Raw genomic sequence first — 26,251 nt, 5'->3', positions numbered from 1 at the left:
GCCGCCGATACCCAGAGCGCTTCAAATCCGTTGCTTTATCGCGTGATCTCATCGGAAAGGCCGGTAGCGCCGATCAGCTCGGGCGTTCGCGGGCTTGCCTGTCCCGGAACTGTCAATCGCGCCTTCGTCTCCGGCTTGAGTGCATGGCCCGGAACCGGATTCGCGGCATAAGTGAAAACGCGGCTTTGGGGCAAGAAGTCGACCGTCGGACCCAGCGCGCGGATCGACTCGCGCAAGGTCAGCGGCCGCCATCCGCCCGCCTCATCCGTTACATCGACGAGGCAAGGCTCGACGACGAGATTGCGCTTCGCGTCGTCCCGCGCTGCGGCCAGCCCGGTCTCCGCCTCGGCTTTGCACGCGAAGAGCTTTGCTTCGTCGAGCTGCCCGGTCCAGGCGCCATCATGGCCAACATAGACCACAATCCCGTCGGTGAGGCGATTTGCTGTGATAACCTGAGACATGCCGAAAACTCACGGGAACTCAATTTCAATTTCCTATATAGCGCAATTAACACCATTTGGCGAGTGTTTAAAACAATATACTGATTTAATATGTGAAATAGATCATTCGCCGGCACCAAAAAACGCTTTAGCTGTCTTTCAAATAATCGTGCACCACCTCGCCAAGGCCCAGCGTCAGATCCGTGACGAAATGGGTGGCTGAAACGACGCCGCGCACCGGCAAGCGGGCAACGTCGCACATCGCATGCTCGAAAAGCTCGATGGCAGCGGGACCGGCCCACGCGCCCTTCAAAGTGACATCCTCCAAATAATAGCGCACCAGCTCGCAAATCCGCGGGGTGCAATCGACATGCGGGATGATCTTGATCATAAAGCTTGGCTTGGCGAGGCTCTTGATGAGTGGCGCCGGATCGATCTCGCGATGTTTGTAGCCCATTGTGGCGGAAACGCACAGAACCGAGCCGTAGTGTAAGGTACAGACCAAGGTCTCGCTTTCATGCGAGATTTTTGGTCTGGCGAGCTTTTTCGGAAAGCCCCAGATCTCGCGCCCGCCGGCGATCGGCGAATTGTCGTCGAGATACATGGCATGCACATAGCCGCCATCCTGGACCGTCCCGTCGGGCGTCCGGAAGCGAACGGGAATAACCTGGCCGGTTTCCGTATAATCGCCAAAGCCGGTCGAATCCGGCATGCGGATGAACTCATAATTGACCGTATCGCCCACGACCTCCAAAGGTTCAGGAACGACCTCGCGCAAAAGCTCGGGATCGGTCCGGTAGCTGATGACCACGAATTCCCGGTTGTAAAATTTATAAGGGCCGCGCGGGTACGCAGGGTCCATCAGCGGCATAGCGAAGGCAGTCTTGGCGACGTCGGCAAGCTTCATCGTGGATCTCCTGGGGGGGGTGACCGGGTTTCCTATTCGCGCCCGTCGCGCGCGAGGTCGAAGGTAAAGACGCCATCGCTATTTTCGGGACGCTGCAAAACCTCCTGGTGCCGCAAAGTGCGCACTGCGTCGTTGTAGCCGGATTCCCAATGCTCTTCCATGGTCCGCCGCGAAAACTCGTAGTCTTTCGAGGTGCCCTCGTAATTGTGCGAGTGATAGATGAGATTGATGATGTTGTAGACTTTTTCATCCGCCTCGCCGGCGAGAAGGTTAGCCTGCGGCAATTGCCGCAGCTCGTCGGGAAGCTTTTGGATGAGGTGGTGGACGGCACGGCGCAGCAGCTGTGCGTGCTTGAAGTCGTCGGTGGCGGCCCGCGTGCGGCTTGAAAAGTGGATCTCCTTCTCGCGCAACTCGGCCTCGATCAGATTGCGCGGCAGATTGCCGCTAGCGCTCCACAAATCAATCTGAAAGGCGAGCGTATCCAGGCGCGGCCTGCCGGAGAGCACCCATTGCAACGGCGTGTTCGAGACAAGGCCGCCGTCCCAATAATGCTCGCCTTGAATTTCGGTGGCGGGCAGGCCGGGCGGCAGGGAGCCGCTGGCCATGACATGCTCCGGACCGATCTCATGCGTGGTACTATCGAAATAGGTGAAATTGCCGGTGCGCACATTCACCGCGCCGACGCTGAACCTTGTGTTGCCGCAATTGATGAGGCCAAAGTCGACCAGACGTTCGAGGGTCGCTTTCAAGGGAGCGACATCGTAATAACTAAGGGAATCACACTCACCGGGAACGAAGGGCAGCGGCGCTGGAATGCGCGGCGTGAAGAAGCCCGGCGCCCCCCAGAACAAGGTGGTCATTGCGCGCAGCTGGTTCACCCAGGTGTGGGTGTATTCGTCCTTAATCTTGAGGGAGGGCAGATAGGTGATGCCCACCGGCGCCGTGCTGACAAGTTCCCAAAATTCGCGCAACCGCGCGACGCGCTTTTCCGGCGGGTTGCCAGCAATCAGCGCCGAGTTGATCGCGCCAACCGAGATGCCGGCCACCCAATCTGGATGTAAATTTGCTTCCGCCAGAGCCTGATAGACCCCTGCTTGATAGGCACCAAGCGCGCCGCCACCCTGGAGCACAAGCGCGATCCGTTCGAACGGCGGCCGCGGCATATCCCGATGCGACTTGTGCATGGGAGCGTGCGATTTCTCTTCATCGATCATGTGTGAGCTATTTCCGTCAAAGGTCCGGTTTCGAACATGGCAGCTCGCTGCCTGATGCGGCGCGTGCCAAACCATAGTGACAAATCCGCGCTTGCCGTCAACTTAGCGCAGGATCGTCAAAAATCTGAGACATTTTTGAAAAGCTTTCGCAATAACAAACAAGCCATGATTTACCTTGAATCCTCTCTGACCGGCTTTTCACGCCGGGCGGCCTCTTTTTCGCCGCCACGTTCCTCCATCGCCGCCGCATGATATTTGCGCCGGATGTCGGCAAGATCGACGGCTGGTTTTGGGAACGCCATGTGAAGCTCTTCCATCGTCGCTGCAACGATTTGCGAGACCACCAAATTGCGAAACCATTTGTGATTGGCAGGGATCACGTACCAGGGCGCGTCATGGGTGCTGGTCGCGGCAAGCGCCTTTTCGGCGGCCCGCATATAATCGTCCCAGAGGAGGCGCTCGGAATAGTCGGATTCGCTGATTTTCCAATTGCGCAAGGGATCGTCCAGCCGCTTGCCGAAGCGGGCGAGCTGCTCCTCCTTGCTGATATGCAAGAAGAATTTTAGGATCGTCGTTCCGCTCTCTTGAAGCCCCAACTCGAAGGCGCGGATCGATTCATAGCGCGCCGTGCAGGTTTGCTTGCCGATGAGTTTATGAACTCGCGTGACCAAAACGTCCTCGTAATGGGAGCGATTGAAGATCGCGATCCACCCCTTTGGCGGCGCATGGGGGTGGATTCGCCAAAGAAAATCATGATCGCGCTCGATCGGCGTCGGCTCCTTGAAATTGGTCACCGACGCCCCCTGCGGATTGAGCGGCCCGAACACATGCTTGATGGTGCCGTCCTTGCCCGCCGCGTCCAAGCCCTGAAGAACGATCAAAATGGCGTGCTTTTTCTCCGCATAAAGTAAGCCTTGCAGTTGGGTCAGCCTTTGCTGATATCCTCCCAGTTCCGGCGCCGCCTCATCTGGCGTCTCATGTTGCCCCGTAAAGGCGGGATCGACGTCCTTCAAGCGAAATTTGCGGCCAGGTTTGACGATGAGCTTGTCGCGATAGTCCACCAAATTCGCCTCCTATCGTCCGTTCGTCCTGATGCCGTTTACATCCCCGCTCGTTGTTACTATCTTGCGCGGCGCGGCTGGGCTCTCCATTTTCCGGTTGACCGAACGAGCTTAGTCCAATTTTCCTCCAAGACGAGTATTCATCATGCGCGCCGAAGCCGAAGCGCTTGTCCAATCCATCAAGCAATCCATGGGATTGCTGAGGAGGCATCTTTGACGTCGAAACTGCCGCCCGCCGTCTCGCCGAACTGAACGCCAAGGCCGAAGACCCGGCTCTTTGGAACAATACCGAAGCAGCGCAAAAAATCATGCGCGAGCGGACCGAGCTTGAGGACAGGCTCGGCTCGCTCAGCCGTTTCGACAACGAACTCTTGGACGCGATCACGCTCATCGAACTCGCCGAAGCGGAGCAGGACGCCGCGTCCGAAAAGGAAGGGCTCGACCTGCTCAAAGCCCTGAAAGTGGAGGCTGGGCGGCGCCAGATCGAGGCGCTGTTGTCCGGCGAGGCGGATGGCAACGACACCTATATCGAGGTTCATTCCGGCGCTGGCGGCACTGAAAGCTGCGACTGGGCCCGCATGCTGTTCCGCATGTATGCACGCTGGGCCGAGCGCCATAAATATAAGGTCGAGGTCATCGAGGAGACAGCAGGCGACGAAGCGGGCCTCAAATCCGGCACCCTCCTCGTCAAGGGCCATAATGCGTATGGCTGGGCCAAAACCGAGTCCGGCGTGCATCGCCTGGTGCGCATCTCGCCATTCGATTCGAATGCGCGGCGCCACACAAGTTTCGCCTCGGTATGGGTCTATCCGGTCATTGATGACCGGATCAACATCGATGTCAAGGAATCGGACTGCCGCATCGATACCTATCGTTCATCGGGCGCGGGTGGCCAGCACATCAATACGACGGATTCGGCTGTCCGTATCACCCATATCCCCTCGGGGATCGTCGTTGCTTGCCAAGGGGAACGCTCGCAGCACAAGAACCGGGCAACCGCCTGGAACATGCTGCGCGCGCGGCTCTACGAGCAGGAGATGGAAAAGCGGGAGGCGGCGGCCAATGCGACGGAAGCCAGCAAGACCGAGATCGGCTGGGGGCATCAGATCCGGTCCTATGTGTTGCAGCCCTATCAACTCGTGAAGGATCTGCGTTCCGGCGTGACGTCCGGGTCGCCGGTTGACGTGCTCGACGGCGAACTCGATGATTTCATGGAGGCGGCGCTTGCACAAAAAGTCTCTGGCGGTGTCCCGGTGGCGGTTGAGGATGTAGAGTGACGAGAATATGAGCCCAGGAAATCACCCCCAAAGAGAACGCATGTTCAATCTGCCCGCGGCGGTCCTCGGGATCATGGTGCTGCTTGCCGCGATCGAGGCCTTTTCCCAACTGGTGCCGGCGGAGACCTATCTCAATATTCTTCAGCACTTCGCCTTTGTGCCGGGACGTTTCACTTTTGCATTCGATCCCGGAAGAGTGACTGCGGCCTTCAATGCCATCCCCGAAGACGCCGAATTTCGCGCCCGGGCCGCGACCTTTTTCCTCGGCGATGGCAAACCGCTTTGGTGGACGCCGCTCACCTATGCGTTCTTGCACGGCAGCTGGCTGCATGTGGGGATGAACTGCCTGTGGTTCGCGGCGTTCGGGTCGCCCGTCGCCCGCCGCTTTGGCACCCCCCGCTTTTTGTTGTTCTGCGCGGTTGCGGCAATTGCCGGAGCGGCCATGCACTACGCGACGCATATCGCGGATTTGCAACCAGTCGTCGGCGCGTCGGCCACGGTTTCCGGTGTCATGGCCGCGGCAGTGCGCTTCGTTTTCCAGCCCGGCGCGCCGCTTGGCGAAGCGCTCGGCTTCTCGGAGCGCGCGCATGAGGACCACGCCTACCGGCAGCCCGCTCTTCCGCTGCGGGAGATTCTCTCCAACCGGAGCGCGATCAGCTTTCTCGGGTTTTGGTTTTTCCTCAATTTTTTGTTTGGCACGATCCCCACGCCGCTTGGCGGCACCGGCGCAACAGTTGCCTGGGAAGCCCATATCGGCGGTTTTCTGGTTGGGCTCTTGGCCTTTCGCTGGTTCGACCCGCCAGCCCCCTCCCCCCTTCGCGTCCCGGCGCGCGGCGGTCATGGTTCATAGAACTTTCAGAAGATATGCGTTGATTGGGAGTTCGTGGCTTCGAGCCCGTCGAAGCGCATGTCCGCGAGTCCTCCAAGCCGCAGTTTACTGCTAAGCCAGCGGTTTGAAATGCATGACTGGCTCCAATTTGGGCATCGGTGCTCAATGCTTGAAACAAAAATCCTTTCTGCTTAGATTTTTCGGGGAAAGATTCCCGGTTGGATTCGATTTGCTGCTTGATTCATTCTTGGTCTTAAAAGGAGATCGATCATGAACACTTGTCTCAAAAGCGTAGCTTTTGTCTGTGTTGTTTCCATTGTTTCGATTGGAACGGGGTTTGCCAAGATGACACGCATGGCTGCTCTCGAAGAATGCATGGCGAAGGCTCACAAAGAAGCGCCCGTCAGCGGTGGGAATGATGTCAATACGAGCGCTAACTCCAAAGCGATCGTTCACATTTATTCGAGCTGTATGGTGGATAAAGGCTTCCGGCCGTAAGATTTTCATAGTCCAAGCCAAGCCATGCCATGCGCGTGCGTTACTCGCCAGGATGGCCGGCATTAACCCGAAGGCAAACGCCCTGCTCTGCCACGGAGTCTTGGCCTGACCGCAGCATTCATGCCGTCTGGGCCGAAACCCGGCGGAATCGAAACAATGCGAGGCCGAAGAAGAGGCCTCCCATCAGCGCGACAGCCAAGAATTCTGGCCATACCACGTCAAGACCAGCGCCGCGGTAGAGAATCGCCTGGGCGAACGACACGAAATGGGTCGAGGGTGACGCCTGCATAACGATTTGAAGTCCCCGAGGCATGCTTTCGAGCGGCGTATTGCTCCCTGACAAAACGTTCATCGGAGTCGCCACGAGGAGATAGAGTAGGCCAAGTTGCGGCATCGTGCGGGCGATGGTTGCCAGAAAAATGCCGATCGCTGTCGCGAAAAAAAGATAGATCATCACTCCAAACAAAAACAGAACGATTGATCCTGCGATCGGAATCCCTAAGAGAAAACGTACGACCAGGCTGAGCGAAAGGCCAACCGCGAGCGTGATCACGAGCCCGTTCGCCCAGACTTTCGACATGGCAATTTCGAAGGGTGTCACCGGCATGACGAGCAGGTGATCCATGGTTCCGTGCTCCCGCTCACGGACAACGGCCGCGCCCGAGAGAATGATCGCCAGAAAGGTAACATTGTTGATGATACCCATAACGCTCGTGAACCAGGACGTGGTGACATTGGGATTGAAGGCGATGCGGATGTCGAGTTTGACTGGTGACGGCGGCGCTCTTTCGGACCTGGAGAGGAAATTTCTGATCTGAGTTGTAAGAATTTGCTGGATATATCCGGCGCCGATTCCGGCCTGGACCATCACGGTCGCATCGACATTGACTTGCATTGCCGGTTGCCGCCTGGCCAGCACATCTCGCTCGAAATGCAGCGGGATGTTCAGTATGAAGGTGTAACGTCCATTGTCCATCAAACGGTTGACGTCGCGCAAATTGATGAGCTCTGGCGGCTTAAAATAGGGAGGCAGATAAAATCCCTCAATAACGTAACGGGAAAGCGCGGAATTGTCCTCGTCGATGATTGCAATCGCGGCGTTGTGGAGTTCTTGCGAGCTGCTTTGTGCTTGCGCATAGACCGCGACCGAGAAGGCCCAGAGGACCAAGCCGAGCAGGACGTAGTCATGAATGAAGCTACGAATTTCCTTGGTTCCGAGCCAGAAAATGTTGGCTAGTGAGCGCATCTCATGGTCTCTTCTAACTTTCCTGGTTGCGCAGGAAGCCAAGGCTCAGAAGTGTCAGAACTATGATGAAGATCATGAGTGCGAAGAAATCTCCGCCGAGGTCCTGGAAGCTGAGCCCTTTGGTGAAAGCTCCGACACTGATCGGCAGAAAATAGGTCATCGGAAATATCCGGCCCATCAAAGCTGCTATTCCTGTTAGCGAGGACACCGGCGTTAATAGGCCGGAAAACAGCATCGCCGGCAGAAAGCTGAGAATAGCCGTCCCAAACAACGCCGCGATCTGGGTGCTTGCGAAGGACGAGATCAGCATTCCGTAGGCGGTCGTTGCCGTGACATAGAACAGAGCGCCAAGCAGGAGTGTTAGAAAACTTCCCTTGAACGGCACGGCGAAAACGAACACCGCTATCAGAAACAAGACCATGAAATTGGCCATTCCGATTGCGATATAAGGGAGCTGCTTGCCGATGAGAAATTCGAGTCTGGTCACGGGCGTAACGTAAAGGTTGGTGATCGAGCCGAGCTCCTTTTCACGCACGATCGCCAGCGCCATGAGAATGGCAGGTATGAGAATGAGCAGGAACGCCATCGTGCCCGGCACCATCGCATAAACACTGTAAAAATCCTGATTGTAGACCCACCTTATTTCGATTGTGGCGGGTTGCGCCTGGCTCCCAGACAAGCTCCTTGGCCTCCCCAAAATGCCCTCCCTTATTGCAAACTCCGTGAGATATTGCTGGTGCATCGCCTGCAAATAGCCCCGGATGGTTTCTGCCCGAAATGGCATGGCGCCATCAACCCATGCGCCGATTGATGTCGGAACACCTTTCTTGATGTTTCGCCCGAACCCTGGAGGAACTTCGATTGCCGCCCTTATATCCGCGCTCTGAAGACGCTGTTCGAGTTCACCATAGTCTTTGATTTGGGCTTTTTCGGAGAAATAGCGTGATCCCCGAAGCTGCTCCAGATAGGCGCGGCTTTCGGGCGTCTGGTCATGATCGAGAACGGCGAAACTGAGATTGTCGACATCCGTCGAGATCCCTGCCCCCATGACAAACATCAAAAATGCCGTGCCGATCAGCGCAAATCCCAACCGGATCGGATCCCGCAAGAGTTCGAGCGTCTCGCGGATCGTATAGGCGAACATGCGGCGCGGGCTGAACCAGGAATTTTGCTCTGCTGGCGGCTCCGGGGCGATTTCTGCCGGGGGAAGGTTCGTTGCCGCCACATCGGCGGTTGCCTCGCCCGCAGCGCGGCGCGTACCAATCGCTTCTTCGAGATAGGAAATGAACGCGTCTTCGAGATTTTCACACTTTCGCGCCTTGGTCAGTGCGCCAGGAGCACCGATTGCGAGAACGCGGCCCGCGTCCATGAGCGCGATCCGGTCGCAGCGCGCCGCCTCATTCATGAAATGGGTGGAGATGAAGATGGTCACGCCCTGGTTTCGCGACAAGTCGATCAAGAGCTCCCAGAAACGGTCGCGCGCCATCGGGTCCACACCCGAAGTCGGCTCATCGAGAATCAGCATTTCCGGCTCATGAACGATCGCAACCGCGAGCGACAGGCGCTGCCGGATGCCAAGTGGCAGATCGAGAGTGCCTTGATCCAGGTAGTCAGAAAGACCGAACTGTTCGACGAGCGTCTCTATTCGTATCTTGGCTTGCTCGCGCGGCAGGTGGAACAGGCGGGCATGCAGCTGCAAATTCTGGCGGACCGTAAGCTCGGTGTAGAGTGAAAAGGACTGAGACATATAACCGACACGCGCACGCGCGCTCATGCCGCCCGCCTCGATGGCTTGGCCGAACAGCAGCGCGACGCCAGAGGTTGCAGGCAGCAGACCGGTCAGCAGCTTCATCGTCGTTGTCTTGCCACAGCCGTTCGATCCGAGAAACCCGAAGATTTCGCCGCGTTCGATGCTGAAATTGACAGTGTCGACGGCCGTGAAGTCGCCGAAGCGGCGGGTAAGATCGCGGGCTACAATCACGGGCACGCCATCCGAAGGCGGACGCCTTGGAATGACGAGGCGCGCACGGCCGCGACGGCGTTCGCCCGGAAGCAATGCGATGAACGCGTCCTCCAGACTCGAAGCTCCGGTTTTCGCCTTGAGCTCTTGTGGCGTGCCGGTCGCGATGATTTTACCGGCGTCCATCGCGACAAGCCAATCGAAGCGCTCGGCTTCTTCCATATAGGCGGTTGCGACCAAGAGGCTCATGCCAGCTTGCCGTTCCTTGATCCTTTCGGTCAATTCCCAGAATTGCCGGCGCGACAAAGGATCGACACCCGTCGTCGGTTCGTCGAGAATAAGAAGCTCAGGATCATGGACGAGAGCGCAACAAAGCCCAAGTTTCTGGCGCATACCTCCGGAGAGTTTCCGGGCTTGCCTGTCGATGAACGGTTTGAGGCCCGTGCTCTCGGTCAATTCCTCGATGCGGCGCTTGCGCTCCGCTTTCGCCTGCCCGAACAGCCGGGCAAAAAAGGCGATGTTCTCTCCAACGCTGAGGTCTGGATAAAGGTTCTTTCCGAGACCTTGTGGCATATAGGCGATTTTGGAGCACACCGTGGCGCGGTGGCGCGTATCTTCCATGTCGCCGCCGAGAACCGTGACCTTGCCAGTCTGAATTCGACGGCTGCCCGCGATGAGGCTTAAAAATGAGGATTTGCCAACGCCATCCGGGCCGATCAGCGCAATCCTCTTGCCTCTTGGAAGGGAAAGATTGACCCGGTCGAGCGCGAAATTTCTTCCATAACTGAGGTTGACCTCCCGCATGCGCGCGACACAAGGATCGCCCGGATTCATTGGCCGGACTGGCCCCGCAGACGCTCGGGCCATTCAACATTGGGATCGACCCGGATATAGGCGTTCCCAGGAAGTCCCGTCCGCACGGACTCCGCGTATTTTCTCAAGATGTCGGGATCGATCCGCACCTTCACGCGGAACATCAGCTTATCACGCTCGCTTTTCGTTTCCACCGCCTTCGGTGTGAACTGCGCCTGCGCGGCCAGGAATGTGACCTTGGACCTTATGGGATGGTCCGGGTAGGCATCGAGCACGATACGGGCGTCATTCCCGATCTTGACGCGGCCTGCTTCGAGCGTCGGCAGATAAATGTCCATATAAACGTTGGCGATGTCGAGCATCGTGAAGACCTTGCCTCCCGCCGGGAGGACCTCGCCTGGTTCCGATATGCGGTATTGAACGCGCCCATCGCGGGGCGCCACGAGCGTATTGTCGGCGATATTGACCTTGTCCAACTCAATGTTGTGCTCCGCCGCATTGAAAAATTGCGTGGCTTCAATGACGCGGGCTTTTGCCGCGCTCAGAGCTTGGCGGGTACCTTCCAACGTCTGTTGGCGCTGATCATAGATCTCCCGCGTGGCATAGCCTCTTTGCAACAAAGAGTTCGTCCGGTTGAGTTGCTGTTGGGCCAAGGTTAACTGCGTTTGCAGTTGCGCGACATTCGCCTCCGCTTCCAAGATCGCATGTTCATTTTGGCGCGACAGCGCTTCATCTTTCCTGAGTTGAGCTTCAAGGTCGCGCGTGTCCATGCGGGCGATGACTTGCCCTGCTTTCACCATATCGCCTTCTTCGACAAGAAGTTCGAGGACACGTCCCGCGAACTTCGTGTCAATGTCGATTTCCTCGGCATCAATGCGGCCGTTGCTCCAGACAATGCCGGCAGGAAGAAGATTATTGTGCTGGCGCCACCAATACCAGCCGCCCGCGCCCGTTATCCCAACAAACAAAACCAGGAGGAGAAGGATGTACCGCCGCCGTTGCCTCAATCGGGGCGGACCTCCCGTCACGACAGGCAGCGCAGGCTGGTTGATGACGGTAAGCATACCCTCGCCGCCGCTCGCATCACGGCTGACGCTGGGTGCTGTCGTTGAATCTTCTCTGAGGGTCGCCATGTATTTTACCAGAAGAAATCTTCGGTCTGGAGCGGCGTCTCGTCAACGAGAGCAAAGTGACGGCAAGAGCAGTTCAAGGGTCGACTCAGACCATAAAAGTCGCCGGCGTCCCCGGATCGGACGTCAGCTACATTCTACTATAGAGGAACTCATTTCGGCCAGATGTATAAAAATGCCGTGATGTTCACGGCGGTCATTCGCCTGTTGTTGAAGTGATAACAAACTTACTGCGTCGCTCGCCGCTACGCAGGCGAAAGGCGACATTCCGGTGCCCGCGGCGTTGGTCGGGCCACGCCAAATGTCGCGCGGGCCACGCCTGACCGTGACATCGCCATTGGTCATCCGGTTGAATCAGAAGTTTCCGAGCCTGCTTGCGGAATGATTTGCAGCGCGAATTGCAGCGTGACCGGAAGCATATTGCGGCTCTGCTCAAGGCATGATTTGCGAGCTCACCATGATCATCTTCATCATATTTGGCTTCGCGTTGGTATATTGCGCCGTTATGATGCCGTTGAGCTTGGTGACTATGCACCATAAAGCAAGGGTCAGCCATAAAGCTGGATCACTTTTCAAGAATTGATGATCCTTGTATATGGAATGGGAAAAATCAGAAGACCATCGGAGGGAATATGACGAGCGAAAGCAAGTGCCCTGTCGCGGGCGGGACCCGTGTATACGCGAACCAAGACTGGTGGCCGAACCAGCTGAATCTTCAGGTTCTCCACCAGCGCTCCAACCTGTCCGATCCGATGGGCGAGGCGTTCGACTACGCCAAGGAATTCAAGAGCCTCGATCTCGATGCCGTGATCAAGGATCTGCATGCCTTGATGACGGACTCACAGGATTGGTGGCCGGCCGACTATGGCCACTACGGCGGGCTGTTCATTCGGATGGCGTGGCACGGCGCGGGCACGTACCGTATCGGTGATGGGCGCGGCGGCGCCGGAGCCGGCCAGCAGCGCTTTGCGCCGCTCAATAGCTGGCCGGACAACGCGAGCCTCGACAAGGCGCGCCGGTTGCTGTGGCCGATCAAGCAGAAATACGGCCGGAAAATCTCCTGGGCCGACCTTATGATTCTCGCGGGCAACGTCGCCCTCGAATCGATGGGCTTCAAGACGTTCGGTTTCGGCGGCGGGCGCGAGGATACATGGGAGCCCGAAGCGGACATCTATTGGGGCCCCGAAGGCAAGTGGCTGGCGGACGAGCGCTACAGCGGCGACCGTGATCTTCAAGAGCCTCTCGGCGCCGTGCAAATGGGTCTGATCTATGTGAATCCGCAAGGTCCAAACGGCAACCCGGATCCGGTCGCCGCGGCGAAGGATATCCGCGAGACGTTCGCCCGTATGGCGATGAACGACGAAGAAACAGTCGCACTGATCGCTGGCGGTCATACCTTTGGCAAAACCCACGGCGCGGGTGATGAGTCACTGGTGGGCCCGGAGCCGGAAGCCGCCAGCATCGAGGAGCAAGGCCTCGGCTGGAAGAACAGATTTGGCACGGGCAAAGGGAATGACACGATCACCAGCGGCCTGGAAGTCATCTGGACCACGACGCCAACGAAGTGGAGCAACAACTTCTTCTGGAACCTGTTCGGCTACGAATGGGAACTGACCAAGAGCCCGGCCGGCGCGCATCAGTGGAAACCGAAGAATGGCGCGGGCGCCAGTACGGTACCGGATGCGCACGATCCGTCAAAGCGTCACGCGCCCTCCATGCTGACCACCGACCTCTCCTTGCGGTTCGACCCGGCTTACGAAAAGATTTCAAGGCGCTTCCATGAGAATCCGGATCAGTTCGCAGATGCGTTCGCCCGGGCATGGTTCAAGCTGACACACCGCGACATGGGACCGATCGTGCGTTATCTCGGCCCGCTCGTTCCGAAGGAGACGCTGATCTGGCAGGACCCGGTCCCCGTCGTAGATCATCCGCTGATCGATGAGCAGGACGTCGCCGCCCTGAAAGCGAAAATCCTCGCGTCCGGCCTGTCCGTTTCCGAGCTGGTCTCGGCGGCTTGGGCGTCGGCGTCGACCTTCCGCGGCGGTGATAAGCGCGGCGGAGCGAACGGCGCGCGCATTCGCCTCGCACCGCAAAAGGACTGGGACGTTAACCAGCCAGCTCAGCTGGCGAAGGTGCTGCAGACGCTCGAAGCGATCCAGAAGGAGTTCAACGCTTCGCAGCCTGGCGGGAAAAAAGTCTCGCTTGCCGATTTGATCGTTCTCGGCGGCGGCGCGGCGATCGAGAAAGCCGCGAAGGGCGCCGGTCAGGACGTGAGAGTCCCCTTCACACCGGGGCGCATGGACGCGTCGCAGGAGCAAACCGACGCCCACTCCTTCGCGCCGCTCGAACCGGCCGCCGATGGATTCCGCAACTATCTCCGCGGCAAGCAGCGCCTGTTGGCTGAGGAGTTGTTGGTGGATCGGGCGCAATTGCTGACGCTGACGGCGCCTGAGATGACGGTTCTCGTCGGCGGCCTCCGCGTCCTTGGCGCAAATGCCGGAAAGTCCCCGCACGGCGTCTTCACCACGCGACCCGAGACGCTGACGAACGACTTCTTCGTCAACCTGCTCGACATGAGCACGCAATGGCAGCCATCCGCTGGTTCTGAAGGCGTGTACGAAGCGCGTGGCCGGAAGACGAACGAGGTCAAGTGGACCGGCACGCGTGCCGACCTGATCTTCGGATCGCACTCGCAACTTCGCGCCCTCGCGGAAGTCTATGCATGCGCGGACTCACGGGAGAAGTTTGTAAAAGACTTCGTGGCGGCGTGGACCAAGGTCATGGACCTCGATCGCTTCGACCTCGTCTGATCTGAAAGGGGCGGGCGTCTCGTTCCGCCCCGATAGGTCGCTGGTTCGAAAATCTAGCCGAGAAGCGGCCGGATACGCCGCCGCTTCTCCGTTTGCCGCCGAAAGCCTGCGACGATTTCGACATGCGGCGTGTGGCGAAACTGATCGATGGGCTCGACCTTGGAGATTTGGTAGCCCCCCGCGCATAGGATCGCGGCATCGCGTGCAAAACTATCGGCGTTGCACGACACCGCGACAATGAGCGGCACTTGCGAGGCGGCGAGCGCCTTTGCCTGCTGCTCGGCACCGGCGCGCGGCGGATCGAATACGATCGCATCATAGCGTTCCAGTTCCGCCGGACAGAGTGGCCGGGTAAAGAGATCGCGCGGCGTCACCGCCACTTGATGCAAGCCTTTGACGCAAGCAGCTTTTGCCAGAGCCTGGAGCGCTGACTCTTCAAGGTCGAAGGCATCGACTTTTGCGAATTCTGCTAGCCGCAGGGCAAAAGTCCCGATACCGGAGAAAAGATCGGCGACGAGTTTTGCCCCGTTGATATGCGCGCAAACTTTCGCCGCGAGAATGTCCTCGCCGCTTTCGGTGGCCTGCAAGAAAGCCCCTGGCGGCGGCGCCACGATCGCCTTTCCCATGGTGAGTATTGGCGTGCGGTTAGAGACAACTACCTCCCCATGATTTGAAAGCCGGGCGAGATTGTGGGCGAGCGCAATCTTGACGAGCCGCTGGGTTGCGGCCTCGCCGAGCGGGCCGTGGCCCTTGAGATCGACATCGAGGCCGGATGCCGTCGCGGTGACGAGAATGTCGAGCGGCTTGTCCGAGGCGGCCAATGTTTGCGCCAGAGCGCGGGCAGCTGGCAACGCCTCGTCCAGAGAGGAGGCGAGCACCGGGCAGGATGCGATTTCCACGATGTCATGGGTGCGCGCCTGGGTGAAGCCGGTCTTTGCCCGACCTTGCGGATAACGCGCGTGAAACGTGGCGCGCCTTCGGCCTGCCCCATGTGCATCGATCAGGACGGCGACTTCGGCGTGAAGGCCCGCCCGCTGCAAGGCTTCGGCAACGAGATCGCGCTTCCATTGCGCGTAGGTCTCCACGCGAAGCGCCTGCACCGCGCAGCCGCCGCATCGCGAATAATAACGGCAGAATGGCGTGATCCGGTCCGGGCTCGGGGTCAGGACCTCGATCAAGGTGCCGCGGGACCCATCGATTTCCGCGATGACTGTCTCGCCAGCCAGCGCATAAGGAACAAAAATCAGCCCATCGGGGCCTTGCGCGACTCCTTCACCCCGCCTTCCGAGCCGGTCGATCGTAAGGCGCGTATGGAAGCTGATCATCCCCGTTGCGCGCCGAGAAGAAACTCTTGATTGCCGTCACCGCCTTCAATCGGGGACGGCATGATCCCGGCGATTTGCCAGCCGAGGCTGTTGACCAGGCTTTCGATTTTTTCGCAGGCTTGGCGCCGCACCGCGCCGTCTTTGACGATGCCTTTGACTGTGTGACCACGGCCCGCTTCGAATTGCGGCTTGATCAAGACGACCAGTTGCGCACGTGCCGCAGCGAGCGGCAGCAAAGCTGGTAAAATCAAAGCAAGCGATATGAAGCTCACATCGCAGGTGATGAAGGACGGCGCCTGCGCGAGCAAGGCTTTGGTCACATGCCGGACATCCAAGCCTTCATGCGATACGACCCGCGGATCGCTTGCGATGTAAGGGTGCAATTGGCCATGTCCGCAATCCACGCAAATGACTTCGGCGGCGCCGCGTGTCAGCAGAACATGGGTGAAACCACCCGTCGAGGCACCAGCGTCGAGACACACGCGTCCGGCGGGATCGAAGCCGAAAGCGTCGAGCGCGGCAGCAAGCTTGACGCCGCCGCGCGACACCCAAGGATAGGCGGGGGCGGCTTCTATCTGGGCCCCTGGCGGGATTGGCTCGGAGGCTTTGCGGATGATTTTCCCATCGGACCGCACAAGTCCGGCCGCAATCGCTTCCTGCGCCTTGGCTCTGCTTGGAAAGAGCTGGCGTTCGACAAGCGCAACATCGGCGCGCGGTGACGCAAAAGATTTGGTGTTCATGCGCCTTTGCTTTGCTCACTCCGCATCATCAGCCTTCGGCTTGCCGGACAGACGGCAGCTCTTTCGCGCTGGTTGTGTCATGGGCTTGCTGCACCATGGGCGGCATAGGCCGTTTCTCGCCCCTGGCTTTCCTCGCCGCCGCCCACGCTTGGCGGTTGAGCTGCAACCTATCGCAAGGGTGCAAGCCCCCGCGCGCGGGCAAAAAGTCGAGACCCGTATCAACAAAAACGAAGCCGGTTTTCTCGAGAACCCGGCGCGATGCCAAATTGTTGACACGCGCATTCGCAATGATTCGGTCGGCCCGAGTGAGGCTAAAAACCGTGTCGGCGAGCGCTATGACGGCCTCGGTCGCAAGACCCTTACCCCAGACAGCGGGCGTGAGCATATAGCCGATTTCCATGTCCGACGCGGTAGCCAGATGCGCACCAACCAGACCAATGATCTGACGACCGGCACCTTTTTGGGTCATCGCGAGATTGAGTGCCGAGCCGCCGGCGTTGTCGGCACGCGCCTTCATGACGAACCGCTCCGCCTCGCCGGGCGGATAGGGATGCGGAATCAACGCGGTCATCCGCGCGACATGCGGCAAGCTGGCGAAACTTGTGATCGATACAACATCAGACGCGCGCGGCCAGCGCAACCAGAGCCGCCTTGTCTCGATGCGAAAAATGTCGTCAGTGGTCAAATCCGGGAACATGCTGGCTCCGGTGGTCAGCCCATCGCGGGCTTTCGACCAATAAAGGGCGGTGGTATCCACGCCCCTTTCCGACCCTTGCGGGTTTTCCGGACTTTAGCCTCCTGAATTTCAGGAGTGGTTCTCGCGTTTGAAAAACCAAGTCCACCGGGTCCGTGGGATCGGGATCAGGTGGAGGTTTCCCGCCTCCCCTATTCCGTGGGCGCTGTTTGCGGCAATGGTTGGACCGAAATATAGGCGCGTCCATCGGCCTTGGTCCGGAAAGCGACCTTTCCTTCGATCAAGGCATATAACGTATGATCGGTCCCAATTCCGACATTCGCGCCGGGATGCCATTTGGTCCCGCGCTGGCGCACAATAATGTTTCCGCCGATGACGGATTCGCCGCCGAATTTCTTGACGCCTAGGCGCCGCCCATCGGAATCGCGGCCGTTGCGGGACGATCCACCTGCTTTTTTATGTGCCATCGGTCAGGCTCCAAAACTGCGCGAATATCGCGCAGTGCGCTCTTTCGCATCAAACAAATCTTCGCCGAAGCGGAACGCGGATTATCCAGGATAGCGGTTCAATTGGTTGGCGCGGCCCCAGGAAGGCCTGTGATCTTGACCCGCGTCAAATCCTGGCGATGACCGCGCTTGCGCTTGGAATTCTGCCGCCGGCGCTTTTTAAAGGCGATCACCTTCGGTCCGCGCGTGTGCTCAACGATCTCGCCCGCGACACTGGCGCCTTCGATGAAAGGGGTTCCTAATGCCGGTGCTCCGTCACCAGCCAGCATGAGAACATGATCGAATGTCACGGCATCCCCGGGCTCGCCCGCGAGCGTCATGACGGTGATCGTGTCCCCGGCGGTGACGTTGTACTGCTTGCCCCCGGTTTTGATAACTGCGAACAACTGGGCTTCCCTCATGTCTCGGACGCTTCGTGATCAAGCGCAACTGACAAAATTTCAATCTTAACACGTTACATCTCGGCCTGAGACGAAACGGGGTCTGAAATCCGGCGGCGTCCCCGGACCCTCAAAAAATATACGTCCAAACCTTCGTAAAGGCATCTATCGCGCAGGCTTCATGGCTTGACGCCCGAAATGGCCTATATTGCGAGATGCTTGACGCAGTCGTCCGATCGCGAGCGAGCGGGTTTCGCTGTCGTTCGGCTCGGGTATCTACAAAGCCAAGCGCCAGTTGTCAACCGCCACACGGCCTGCGCCACACCAGGAAACTCCAAAATTTTCCCTTCTGAGAATATGGTTTTCAGCAGAACAGCCCCGCTTGCACGCGTCCGTGCGGCGTCGCAACAAGGCAGGCCCGGCGCAACCTCCTTAGGCTACGCCGCATTTGAGCCATTTTCAAAAGGTTTGTTCAATGGGTCGTCTTACCGAAGCGTTTACGAGCTTCCGCGCAAACCAAGAACGCCTCCAGATACCGTCAATTTACGGAATCGGACAGGCTCAGGCAGTTTCATTAAAGGGGGAGCATGTTGGATTCGAAAAAGCCGCTCACCTTTTTCGGAACATGCTTTGGGGTTCACATCACCTTGCCCGGCATCGCCAGACCCTCGGCGGCCGTAGCCAAGATTGAAGCCGCGCAATGACGATGAGCGCGCAATTGGGACCTCAGAGCCACGGCTTTCGCCTTCGACCCTCCCGGTTTGGCGCCATAGACTTTGGCATCGATCCAGCGATCGAGACCAGCGGCGCACGGCAGGCTTCCTTCGATCGCCGCAAAGTCTCTCTCCGCTGGTTCGCAGGGACCCTCCTGACCGGCGTTTCCGGTGGCGCCCTCATCGCGGCCGCCATCTATGCGGCGCTTGGACATCAAACATATTTCGCCGAGCCTACGGCGCCAGCGCTTTCGCAACGTAAGGAGATCACCCTCGACTATGGGGTAAACTCTCGCAAGGGTGACCGGCTCGTCAAAGCCGTCGATATCATCGCCGAAAAGCAGAGCTTCCAAGCACCGGCCGCGATCCAGTCCGGCGACAAGGAGGTTATGAAAGTCCACACCTTCACCCATGTCCAGACGACCTTGACGCTAGCAAGCTTCGGCCTTTCCGACGATGTGCCGCAATTCAATCCGCTGAAGGTTCTGGCCGGTGCACGCAATGCCTTGGATGCCGCCCCTGAACCGGTCCAGGACGACGCCGAAATCTCATGGTCCACGCGCGAGTTGGCCGGCCAGAAATTTTCGCTGGCAGCCGCGCTCTCGATGGAGGAGGTTCAAGCGCAGATCGCGGAGCAGGTCAAAAACACTATGGCGGCGGGCGCAAGACCGCTCCCCTTGCCGCCGCAGCTTCTTCTGATGCGCACCTCCCGCGCCTATCTGCCAAATGTGTTGGCGTATGCCAATCCTGGCGAACCGATCTCGACGGCTCCGTTTTCCACAATCGAAGTCCGCATGGTCCCGGAAAATGTATCAAATATCGGGCGCACGCCACGCGTTTCCGAGGCAACTCAAATGGAAGAACGTCTCGTCGTGATCCGGCACGGTGAGACACTTGAAAGCGTGCTGCGCTCCGCGGGTGTAACAAACGATCAGATCAAAGGAATCATTGCGGCCTTCGGAACGCCAAGCGGCCGCGCCGTGGTGGCGGAAGGGGCACGCCTCAAGCTGCTCTTTGCCGATCTCGATGGTTCGGGCACCACGATGACGCTTGCCCGCCTTTCGGTATATTCGGGCGAGACCCTGGAGACGAATATCGCGGTGAATGATCGCGGCGAATATGTCCCAGTGACTCTGCCGCGCCGCACCGCCAAACGGCAAAACTCCGGTGAGAGCGATGATTCCGATGACACCGACGGCATGCGGCTTTATGATTCGCTTTACGAAACCGCGATGAAGCAAGAAATTCCGCGTCCGGTCACCGATGAGCTTGTCCGGATTTTCGCCAATGACGTCGACTTTGGACGCGCGGTCAGCGGGGGCGATTCATTCGAGGCCTTCTATGATGAAAGCGAGGAAGGCGAGGGACACAATCAGCTGCTTTACGCTACGATTACCGCCCGCAATGAGACTTACCGCTACTACCGGTTTCAGACTCCCGATGACGGCGTCATCGATTATTATGATCAAGACGGCCGTTCGACCCGCAAGTTTTTGGTTCGCATGCCAATCGTCGGAGGCAGGTTTACCTCCGGCTTCGGGATACGGTATCATCCGATCCTTGGCTATTCGCGGCCGCATACCGGAGTTGATTGGGCCGCCCCGATCGGTACGCCGATTTTCGCGGCGGGCAGCGGCACCATCATCAAGGCAGGATGGGATTCAGGCTACGGCCGCCGCGTCGAGATCCAGCACGCCAACGGCTATATCACGACCTACAACCACATGTCCGGGTTTGCACGCGGCGCGACCGAAGGGGCGCATGTGCGGCAGGGCCAGCCAATCGGCTATCTTGGTCAGACGGGGCTCGCCACCGGACCGCATCTCCACTACGAGATCATGGTCAACGGACATTTTGTTGATCCGATGCGGGTGAAACTTGCCCGTACCCGCGAATTCGATGGCCGCATGCTCGCCAATTTCAAACGTGAACGCGAACGCATTGACAGCTTGGTCCTCAAAGCCCCCAACGCTGACCGGATCGCCGCTCGCCAGGATCACTGACGCGCGGCGAACGGACGCTTTAGCGCAAATCTGTAATGATCACCGAATTGTCGGAGCCGATAATCTTGGTCCGGACGAGTGCGTCGCCATCGTACCAAAGTTCGCGCGCGAACTCACCCTCGAGCGTATCGGCGATCTTGTAGTGGTGGGTCTGATGTTGCGCACCATGCATGGTTAATGTTTCTTCGCCCATGTCCGTCACTTTCATCGATAGGCGCTTGCCGGTATCGGGATCGAAAGTCTCGGTCTGATGGATTACGTCTATGTTCCACAGACTCGCCGGCGTGGCGGTCTTCGGCAGCTCACTGTGCTTGCCATCAGCCTCCATGCTCAGCTTGTCGGGCGCCACCTTGACGTCGATGGAATGTTTCGTGCCATTGTCGTTGGTTCGGGACTTAAAGGCAACGAGGTGGCCGTTCTTCCACGTTTCGTCGCCGGAATGTTCGTAGCGGTACGCTTCGATGAACATCACCTTCACGGAAACGTCTGTTTTGACCTTTATTGTGGTCGTATCATTCTGATGTTCGATGTCGACTGTGTCGGTGCCGATTTTATCGCTTCCGCGGACAATATCGAAGACTTTGTGGATCTTGGTCGCTGCGGGAGGATTATCGGCACCCGCCGGTACAACGGGCAGAAGAAGTAGCGTTAAGGAAAGGGCAATTGTTCGCATATGGACCACCATTTGTGGAGATTGCTCGCGACACTTTCTTGAGAAAAGCGTCGGTTGTGAGACGCGGGGGAAGAGTTATGAGCAATGGCGCCGGAAGCTCCGTAAAGCCAAGCCTGTGGCTGATTGGTGTTTATTTGAGGCTTCAATTTGCTCATTTTTATGGCGATACGGTGGCTTCAAGGCCAAAGAATGTCGGGGTCCGGCGGTGCTCTGTCACGGCGCCCCTATAAAAACCAGGTCGGGGGAAAGCCTGTCCCGTACCGCGGCGGCGGAAAGACCTTCCTCGCGGAACGCCCGGATTGGCTTTGCCCTCGCACTTTTTGACAATTTCAGACCTGAAGCGTCGCGCAACAGCGCGTGATGGCGATAGGACGGCACCGGAAGATCGAGCAAGGCCTGCAAGAGACGATGCAACCCCGTCGCCAAATAGAGATCTTCTCCCCGGACCACATCCGTCACACCTTGCAGCGCATCATCGACAACGACGGCTATGTGATAACTTGCAGGAATATCCTTGCGCGAAAGTGTCGCATCTCCCCACAACGAAGGCTCGCCGGCAATTTCGCGCGATTGTAAATCTGGCCCGATTTCCCGCCAAATAAGCGGGCGGCCAACTTTAACCGTCGCAGCTTCCATGTTGATTCGCAGCGCCGCTGGTTCGCCAGCCGAAATCCGCCGCTGAAGTTCGCTACGCGAAAGATGCTTGCAGGTCCCCGGATAGAACGGCGAACCATCCGGGTCACGCGGCCAGCCGGCACGGCCCGCGACGGCGTCCATGATCTCGCGCCGCGAACAAAAACACGGGTAGGTCAGTCCCTGCGCCGTGAGCTTGGCGAGAGCACCCGCATAGGCGTCAAAATGCTCGGCCTGGCGGCGAACGGGGGTTTCCCAGGTGAGCCCAAGCCAAGCGAGATCTTCGTAAATGGCCGCCTCGAATTCGGGCCTGCACCGCTCACGATCGATATCCTCGATTCGCAGCAAGAAACGGCCTCCCCCCGGTCCAGCCAAGAGGAAGTTTAACATTGCCGAGTAGGCGTGGCCAAGGTGGAGGTAGCCGTTGGAAGAAGGCGCGAACCGGAAAACGCCGCTGGTAAAGGACCTCGTCATATGTCTGAAAGCTCCAGGCCGGCAATACAAACCCGCCCCGGTAACTCTGGCAAGTTCTTCCCCTTCACTTCGCTGTTAACAAACTGCGGCGTGATTGCTCTTGCCCTTATCCGCACAGGTCTTGACCTTCGCGCTCAAGAGCCGTCAATACACCTCCAAATCTCACCGGACATTGTCACATGGCGGTAACGCTCGACGGACCGCGACTCGCGGCAAAATCGCGGACGGCGGAACAACTCGTCGTTTTTCTGCATGGCTATGGCGCCAACGGCAACGATCTGATTGCGATCGGCCAGCAATGGCGCGCTCTATTGCCAGGCGCAGCGTTTGTCGCTCCGAATGCGGTCGAGCCGTGCGGGCAAGTGCCAGGCGGGCGCCAATGGTTTCGTTTGACCATGCGTGATCCGAATGAGCGCTGGATTGGAGTCAACAAGGCCGCCCCGCTTCTCGACGCATTTCTTGATGCCGAACTCGACCGGCAAGGCCTGGATAACAGCCGGCTGGCTCTGGTCGGCTTCAGCCAGGGGACGATGCTCGCCTTGCATGCCGGATTGCGGCGGGCACGGCCGCCGGCAGCAATTCTCGGCTATTCCGGCGAGCTTGTCGCTGCGGAAAATCAACCTCAAGCCGTGCCGCCCAGTCCCTCCGGTAAGTCTCCCCCGGTCCTGCTCGTCCATGGCAGCGAGGATGACGTCATCCCGGCCGAAGCCTTGTTCCTTTCGGCGGCCGAATTGGCGCAGGCCGGATTTCCATGCCAATGGCATCTTTCGATTGGTCTTGGACATGGGATCGACGGCGAAGGTCTCCTGCACGGCGGCTTGTTCCTTGCCAAATGCTTCGGTGTGAAACCGGCCGCCGGTGTTTCCGCGCGCTTATGAGACGATCCGCCCCGTCACCATTCCAGGAGTGACCCCGGCCGGTTCCGGCAACAGGACGGGCTGGCGGCGCGGCTCCGCATAAGCCAATGGATTGCGGATCGCGATCGGCCGGTACAAGAGCTTGGTCGCCTCGACGATCAAGACGCCGCCACACGGCAATGAGAGACCAACGCCAATCTCCTCGACGAACGCCGCCGCGTGCAGCCAAGTCCGGCGCTGGAACGGCGGCACATACAAGGCTTCCGACCAATGGGTCGGGGAAAACAGACACTCGCGCAAGAGTTCCGCCAATTGACCGCGCGAATAGGGCCGCCCATGCCCGAACGGTGTCCGGTCGAGCCGCGCCCAGAGTCCGGAGCGGCCAGGCACCACGACGACGACGCGCCCGCCGGGCGTTAAAATCCGCCAGATTTCGGCGAGGAGATCACGCGGGTGCTCGGTGATTTCCAACGCATGGACGACAAGCGCCCGGTCGATACAGGAATTTGGCAATGGCAGCGCGGTTGTTTCGATCAGCGCCGAAGATGACAAACCCGAGACGGGCCAGTTTACGACGCCCTGCTCGGCCGGCATGAACGCCAGCACCCGCACCGCTTCCTCGCGGAAAATCTCCAAATAAGGTGTTGCGTAGCCCACACCGAGAATCGAATAGCCCGAGCAATTGGCAAAACGCTGCCGCACGATTTTGTGGACAATCCGCCTTGCGATTTCGCCCAAGGACGAACTGTAGAAAGAACGAAGATCGATCACATCGATGGACATGGACTGCCGTCTTTTCCGGCCGTTAAACTGCGGCCGATGATCCGCCTCCCTGGCGCAAAAATAAAGCCTTGATTTGACGCCATAGTAACGGCACCCGGAGGCTGCCTCATGACCCCATTGCGCGGAGCTGTGCCGGACAACTCTTTGGACCAGGGACCATGGCCCCCCACATTCAGCAGTTTCTATGCCTGGAGGACAATTTCGGTGTCCTTTTACATGATCCGGCAACGCGCGCCACGGCGGCGATCGACGCGCCTGAGGCCGCTCCTATTCTGGCCGCGCTCGCGGCAAGGGAATGGAGCCTGACCGACATCTTGATCACCCATCACCATTTCGATCATGTCCAAGGGATCGCCGGGCTGAAGGCACATTTTCCCCGCGCCCGCGTTGTCGGACCGGCGAGGGAGGCCGCTAAGATCGGCCACCTCGACCTCCCCGTTGAGGAAGGCAGCGGCGTTATGACGGGTACGCTCGAAGCTCGAGTCATCGAGGTTCCGGGACACACCTCTGGCCATGTCACCTATTGGTTCGCGGGTGAGGATATTCTTTTTGCCGGGGATACTTTGTTTGCGATGGGGTGCGGCCGCGCCCTCGAGGAGAATCCCCCCGTGCTGTTTCACTCGTTGATGAAACTCGCTGGGCTTCCAGGGGAAACGCAGGTCTATTGCGGACATGAATACACCTTGGCCAATGCGCGTTTCGCGCTAACTGTCGATCCTTCCAACGCGGTTTTGAAAGAGCGCGCCGTGGACGTCGCACGGCAGCGGGAAGCTGGCCAACTCACCTTGCCGACGACGATCGCGATCGAGCTTGCGACAAATCCCTTTTTGCGGGCGGACGACCCCGGCATCCAAAAGCAGCTTCGAATGGCGGGTGCCGATCCGGCTGCGGTGTTCACGGAACTGCGCGAACGCAAGAACCGGTTTTGACCCTATGGACCCTCAGATGGCGAACGATCCTGTTGCTCCCTTGAGCGCCGCCGCTATCATCGCCTTGCTCGATCTGCGCCCGCATCCGGAAGGCGGGTATTTCCGGGAAACCTTTCGTGATCCGGCGCAAGGTTTACATGGCCGCGCGGTCTCGACGCTGATTTATTTTCTTCTCGAAGCCGGGCAAATATCGCGCTGGCATCGCGTGGATGCGGTGGAGGTTTGGCATTATTACGCCGGGGCCTCATTGGAGATAAAAATTTCAAGCAAAGGCGATGCGCCGAGCGTGCATCGCTTGGGTTCCAGCCTGACCGCTGGCGAGCGCCCCCAATGCGTTGTTCCGGCCCATTGCTGGCAGACCGCCGCGAGCCTTGGAGCTTGGAGTTTGGTTGGCTGCAGTGTCGCGCCGGGCTTCGAATTCTCCGGCTTTGAACTCGCCCCGCCCAGCTGGGAGTGCGGTGGCGGAGGCGAATGAAGGCTCGCTTCAACTGGTGGGAGACGGCATCACGGCTTGGGCACGAAGGTTTCGATCTGCTTTTGCAGCTGGTCGAGCTGGCGCTTCAATTCTTCAAGATCCGTATGAGGATCTTGAGAGGAGTGCTCCTCCCCAGAACCGGCAGCGGATTTATCGCCCGCGGGTTGAACCCCGGGAGTCCCGGACACCGATTGGAGTGGATTTCCAAACGGGGTAAACATGGCCAGGGCCTGTTCGAAGACCGCCATATTCTTACGTGCCTGTTCCTCGATCGAACCAAACACCGGCGTGGCCAAGGGGCTGGGGAAATTCTTGGCGAATTTCTCGCGGAATTTGGTTTGTTCGTTGACCAGCTTACCAATGGTAAATTCCAGATAACTCGGCACCAGCATTTGCATGCTGTCGCCATAAAAGCGGATAAGCTGGCGCAGAAACGTAATTGGCAAAAGGCTCTGCCCGTTCTTGCCTTCTTGCTCGAAAATGATTTGAGCCAGCACCGAGCGGGTGATGTCGTCGCCGCTCTTGGCGTCATAGACGACAAAATCATCGCCTTTCTTCACGATGGAAGCCAAATCCTCGAGAGTGATATAGGAGCTTGTGTCCGTGTTGTAGAGCCGCCGGTTCGCGTATTTTTTGATGATAATAGGGCTTTTATCTTTCGACATGGCCAAAGCTTCCTCAAGGAAGTCAAATTCAATTCCAGGCAAGACACATCTTGATAGCGCCACGACGCCTTAAGCGCAAACAGGGTCTGCTACCAGCGGGGGTGACCAGCTGGCAAGGAGCACATCCCTCATGTCCAGAAGACGTATATAAGTATATATGCATGAGAATTCTCAGTGATTCCGGCGCAATAACACTTGCGAAATTTCATCGCCATT

Annotated in this window: 24 protein-coding genes; 8 read left to right on the top strand and 16 right to left on the bottom strand. The window is 58.6% G+C overall.

All coding sequences use genetic code 11. The features are described from left to right. Positions 1 to 35: 35 nt before the first annotated feature. From QEV83_RS14870 to QEV83_RS14855, 4 genes are all read right to left on the bottom strand, one after another. Complete coding sequence (locus QEV83_RS14870) at positions 36 to 461, bottom strand: DUF2849 domain-containing protein (protein ID WP_280128477.1); 426 nt, start codon at positions 459 to 461, stop codon at positions 36 to 38. Positions 462 to 588: 127 nt separating this feature from the next. After that, positions 589 to 1,347, bottom strand: coding sequence for an acetoacetate decarboxylase (locus QEV83_RS14865; RefSeq protein ID WP_280128476.1), 759 nt, complete (start codon positions 1,345 to 1,347; stop codon positions 589 to 591). 32 nt (positions 1,348 to 1,379) lie between these two features. Then, positions 1,380 to 2,531: a patatin-like phospholipase family protein gene (locus QEV83_RS14860; RefSeq protein ID WP_280131086.1), complete on the bottom strand. Its 1,152-nt coding sequence runs from the start codon at positions 2,529 to 2,531 to the stop codon at positions 1,380 to 1,382. A 200-nt stretch (positions 2,532 to 2,731) separates the two neighbouring features. Then, the gene (locus QEV83_RS14855) at positions 2,732 to 3,622 is read right to left on the bottom strand and encodes a polyphosphate kinase 2 family protein (protein ID WP_280128475.1); all 891 of its coding nucleotides are present in this window, start codon (positions 3,620 to 3,622) and stop codon (positions 2,732 to 2,734) included. Positions 3,623 to 3,767: 145 nt separating this feature from the next. Here QEV83_RS14855 and prfB point away from each other — a divergent pair. From prfB to QEV83_RS14840, 3 genes are all read left to right on the top strand, one after another. Then, positions 3,768 to 4,899, top strand: a protein-coding gene (gene prfB / locus QEV83_RS14850) for a peptide chain release factor 2 (RefSeq protein WP_280128474.1) whose coding sequence is annotated in 2 segments (ribosomal slippage) — positions 3,768 to 3,836 and positions 3,838 to 4,899 — 1,131 coding nt in all. Because the reading frame shifts where the segments join, the coding sequence is not laid out codon by codon here. Between the two features lie 40 nt (positions 4,900 to 4,939). Then, positions 4,940 to 5,749: a rhomboid family intramembrane serine protease gene (locus tag QEV83_RS14845; protein ID WP_280128473.1), complete on the top strand. Its 810-nt coding sequence runs from the start codon at positions 4,940 to 4,942 to the stop codon at positions 5,747 to 5,749. A 249-nt stretch (positions 5,750 to 5,998) separates the two neighbouring features. Continuing rightward, positions 5,999 to 6,226 carry a hypothetical protein gene (locus tag QEV83_RS14840; protein ID WP_280128472.1) on the top strand — a complete coding sequence of 76 codons (228 nt, stop codon included), beginning with the start codon at positions 5,999 to 6,001 and terminating at the stop codon, positions 6,224 to 6,226. A gap of 118 nt (positions 6,227 to 6,344) precedes the next feature. Here the strand turns inward: QEV83_RS14840 and QEV83_RS14835 are convergent, their stop codons facing one another. From QEV83_RS14835 to QEV83_RS14825, 3 genes are read right to left on the bottom strand one after another with little or no spacing between them, the layout of a single operon-like run. After that, the gene (locus tag QEV83_RS14835; protein ID WP_280128471.1) at positions 6,345 to 7,472 is read right to left on the bottom strand and encodes an ABC transporter permease; all 1,128 of its coding nucleotides are present in this window, start codon (positions 7,470 to 7,472) and stop codon (positions 6,345 to 6,347) included. Positions 7,473 to 7,485: 13 nt separating this feature from the next. Further along, the gene (rbbA, locus tag QEV83_RS14830; protein WP_280128470.1) at positions 7,486 to 10,266 is read right to left on the bottom strand and encodes a ribosome-associated ATPase/putative transporter RbbA; all 2,781 of its coding nucleotides are present in this window, start codon (positions 10,264 to 10,266) and stop codon (positions 7,486 to 7,488) included. Continuing rightward, entirely contained in the window at positions 10,263 to 11,378 is a 1,116-nt protein-coding gene (locus QEV83_RS14825; RefSeq protein WP_280128469.1) for an HlyD family efflux transporter periplasmic adaptor subunit, read from the bottom strand. Before QEV83_RS14825 ends, rbbA begins: the two co-directional genes overlap by 4 nt. Before the next feature lie 629 nt (positions 11,379 to 12,007). Between QEV83_RS14825 and katG the strand changes: the two genes are divergently transcribed. After that, entirely contained in the window at positions 12,008 to 14,185 is a 2,178-nt protein-coding gene (gene katG / locus QEV83_RS14820) for a catalase/peroxidase HPI (protein ID WP_280128468.1), read from the top strand. 53 nt (positions 14,186 to 14,238) lie between these two features. On the opposite strand, the gene QEV83_RS14815 is transcribed toward katG, so the two are convergent. The 5 genes from QEV83_RS14815 to rplU all read right to left on the bottom strand — a co-directional run bounded on the left by QEV83_RS14815 (position 14,239) and on the right by rplU (position 17,836). Continuing rightward, entirely contained in the window at positions 14,239 to 15,510 is a 1,272-nt protein-coding gene (locus tag QEV83_RS14815; protein WP_280128467.1) for a class I SAM-dependent RNA methyltransferase, read from the bottom strand. Beyond that, a complete protein-coding gene (locus QEV83_RS14810) occupies positions 15,507 to 16,250 on the bottom strand; it encodes a TlyA family RNA methyltransferase (RefSeq protein WP_280128466.1) in 744 nt (247 codons plus the stop codon). The genes QEV83_RS14815 and QEV83_RS14810 overlap by 4 nt, the downstream gene beginning before the upstream one ends. 28 nt (positions 16,251 to 16,278) lie before the next feature. Beyond that, the gene (locus QEV83_RS14805) at positions 16,279 to 17,007 is read right to left on the bottom strand and encodes a GNAT family N-acetyltransferase (RefSeq protein WP_280128465.1); all 729 of its coding nucleotides are present in this window, start codon (positions 17,005 to 17,007) and stop codon (positions 16,279 to 16,281) included. Positions 17,008 to 17,135: 128 nt separating this feature from the next. Further along, the gene (rpmA, locus tag QEV83_RS14800; protein ID WP_280128464.1) at positions 17,136 to 17,411 is read right to left on the bottom strand and encodes a 50S ribosomal protein L27; all 276 of its coding nucleotides are present in this window, start codon (positions 17,409 to 17,411) and stop codon (positions 17,136 to 17,138) included. 98 nt (positions 17,412 to 17,509) lie between these two features. Continuing rightward, entirely contained in the window at positions 17,510 to 17,836 is a 327-nt protein-coding gene (gene rplU / locus QEV83_RS14795; protein ID WP_280128463.1) for a 50S ribosomal protein L21, read from the bottom strand. A 694-nt stretch (positions 17,837 to 18,530) separates the two neighbouring features. Between rplU and QEV83_RS14790 the strand changes: the two genes are divergently transcribed. Further along, complete coding sequence (locus tag QEV83_RS14790; RefSeq protein WP_280128462.1) at positions 18,531 to 20,546, top strand: M23 family metallopeptidase; 2,016 nt, start codon at positions 18,531 to 18,533, stop codon at positions 20,544 to 20,546. Between the two features lie 19 nt (positions 20,547 to 20,565). On the opposite strand, the gene QEV83_RS14785 is transcribed toward QEV83_RS14790, so the two are convergent. Beyond that, the gene (locus QEV83_RS14785; RefSeq protein ID WP_280128461.1) at positions 20,566 to 21,219 is read right to left on the bottom strand and encodes a DUF6134 family protein; all 654 of its coding nucleotides are present in this window, start codon (positions 21,217 to 21,219) and stop codon (positions 20,566 to 20,568) included. A gap of 213 nt (positions 21,220 to 21,432) precedes the next feature. Beyond that, positions 21,433 to 22,326, bottom strand: a complete 894-nt coding sequence (gene gluQRS / locus QEV83_RS14780; protein WP_280128460.1) for a tRNA glutamyl-Q(34) synthetase GluQRS — start codon at positions 22,324 to 22,326, stop codon at positions 21,433 to 21,435. 179 nt (positions 22,327 to 22,505) lie between these two features. Between gluQRS and QEV83_RS14775 the strand changes: the two genes are divergently transcribed. Next, the gene (locus tag QEV83_RS14775) at positions 22,506 to 23,204 is read left to right on the top strand and encodes a phospholipase (protein ID WP_280128459.1); all 699 of its coding nucleotides are present in this window, start codon (positions 22,506 to 22,508) and stop codon (positions 23,202 to 23,204) included. On the opposite strand, the gene QEV83_RS14770 is transcribed toward QEV83_RS14775, so the two are convergent. Then, complete coding sequence (locus QEV83_RS14770; protein WP_280128458.1) at positions 23,199 to 23,966, bottom strand: methyltransferase domain-containing protein; 768 nt, start codon at positions 23,964 to 23,966, stop codon at positions 23,199 to 23,201. The genes QEV83_RS14775 and QEV83_RS14770 overlap by 6 nt on opposite strands. A gap of 158 nt (positions 23,967 to 24,124) precedes the next feature. On the opposite strand from QEV83_RS14770, the gene gloB reads away from it, so the two are divergent. Continuing rightward, positions 24,125 to 24,895, top strand: coding sequence for a hydroxyacylglutathione hydrolase (gene gloB, locus QEV83_RS14765; protein ID WP_280128457.1), 771 nt, complete (start codon positions 24,125 to 24,127; stop codon positions 24,893 to 24,895). 16 nt (positions 24,896 to 24,911) lie between these two features. After that, the gene (locus QEV83_RS14760; RefSeq protein ID WP_280128456.1) at positions 24,912 to 25,370 is read left to right on the top strand and encodes a cupin domain-containing protein; all 459 of its coding nucleotides are present in this window, start codon (positions 24,912 to 24,914) and stop codon (positions 25,368 to 25,370) included. 29 nt (positions 25,371 to 25,399) lie between these two features. On the opposite strand, the gene phaR is transcribed toward QEV83_RS14760, so the two are convergent. Then, the gene (gene phaR, locus QEV83_RS14755) at positions 25,400 to 26,035 is read right to left on the bottom strand and encodes a polyhydroxyalkanoate synthesis repressor PhaR (RefSeq protein WP_280128455.1); all 636 of its coding nucleotides are present in this window, start codon (positions 26,033 to 26,035) and stop codon (positions 25,400 to 25,402) included. Positions 26,036 to 26,251 lie beyond the last annotated feature (216 nt).

The organism is Methylocapsa sp. D3K7, from assembly GCF_029855125.1.
Taxonomy (GTDB): Bacteria; Pseudomonadota; Alphaproteobacteria; order Rhizobiales; family Beijerinckiaceae; genus Methylocapsa.
This window is presented reverse-complemented; position numbering and strand designations above follow the sequence as displayed.

Bases quoted from the DNA above. Each gene is read 5' to 3' on its own strand.
- QEV83_RS14845 (WP_280128473.1), top strand. From the start codon at position 4,940: ATGTTCAATCTGCCCGCGGCGGTCCTCGGGATCATGGTGCTGCTTGCC.
- gluQRS (WP_280128460.1), bottom strand. From the start codon at position 22,326: ATGACGAGGTCCTTTACCAGCGGCGTTTTCCGGTTCGCGCCTTCTTCC.
- QEV83_RS14825 (WP_280128469.1), bottom strand. From the start codon at position 11,378: ATGGCGACCCTCAGAGAAGATTCAACGACAGCACCCAGCGTCAGCCGT.
- rpmA (WP_280128464.1), bottom strand. From the start codon at position 17,411: ATGGCACATAAAAAAGCAGGTGGATCGTCCCGCAACGGCCGCGATTCC.
- QEV83_RS14760 (WP_280128456.1), top strand. From the start codon at position 24,912: ATGGCGAACGATCCTGTTGCTCCCTTGAGCGCCGCCGCTATCATCGCC.
- QEV83_RS14870 (WP_280128477.1), bottom strand. From the start codon at position 461: ATGTCTCAGGTTATCACAGCAAATCGCCTCACCGACGGGATTGTGGTC.
- QEV83_RS14785 (WP_280128461.1), bottom strand. From the start codon at position 21,219: ATGCGAACAATTGCCCTTTCCTTAACGCTACTTCTTCTGCCCGTTGTA.
- QEV83_RS14770 (WP_280128458.1), bottom strand. From the start codon at position 23,966: ATGTCCATCGATGTGATCGATCTTCGTTCTTTCTACAGTTCGTCCTTG.
- QEV83_RS14860 (WP_280131086.1), bottom strand. From the start codon at position 2,531: ATGCACAAGTCGCATCGGGATATGCCGCGGCCGCCGTTCGAACGGATC.
- QEV83_RS14775 (WP_280128459.1), top strand. From the start codon at position 22,506: ATGGCGGTAACGCTCGACGGACCGCGACTCGCGGCAAAATCGCGGACG.
- QEV83_RS14815 (WP_280128467.1), bottom strand. From the start codon at position 15,510: ATGATCAGCTTCCATACGCGCCTTACGATCGACCGGCTCGGAAGGCGG.
- QEV83_RS14810 (WP_280128466.1), bottom strand. From the start codon at position 16,250: ATGAACACCAAATCTTTTGCGTCACCGCGCGCCGATGTTGCGCTTGTC.
- rbbA (WP_280128470.1), bottom strand. From the start codon at position 10,266: ATGAATCCGGGCGATCCTTGTGTCGCGCGCATGCGGGAGGTCAACCTC.
- phaR (WP_280128455.1), bottom strand. From the start codon at position 26,035: ATGTCGAAAGATAAAAGCCCTATTATCATCAAAAAATACGCGAACCGG.
- QEV83_RS14835 (WP_280128471.1), bottom strand. From the start codon at position 7,472: ATGCGCTCACTAGCCAACATTTTCTGGCTCGGAACCAAGGAAATTCGT.
- QEV83_RS14865 (WP_280128476.1), bottom strand. From the start codon at position 1,347: ATGAAGCTTGCCGACGTCGCCAAGACTGCCTTCGCTATGCCGCTGATG.
- QEV83_RS14790 (WP_280128462.1), top strand. From the start codon at position 18,531: ATGACGATGAGCGCGCAATTGGGACCTCAGAGCCACGGCTTTCGCCTT.
- katG (WP_280128468.1), top strand. From the start codon at position 12,008: ATGACGAGCGAAAGCAAGTGCCCTGTCGCGGGCGGGACCCGTGTATAC.
- QEV83_RS14840 (WP_280128472.1), top strand. From the start codon at position 5,999: ATGAACACTTGTCTCAAAAGCGTAGCTTTTGTCTGTGTTGTTTCCATT.
- gloB (WP_280128457.1), top strand. From the start codon at position 24,125: ATGGCCCCCCACATTCAGCAGTTTCTATGCCTGGAGGACAATTTCGGT.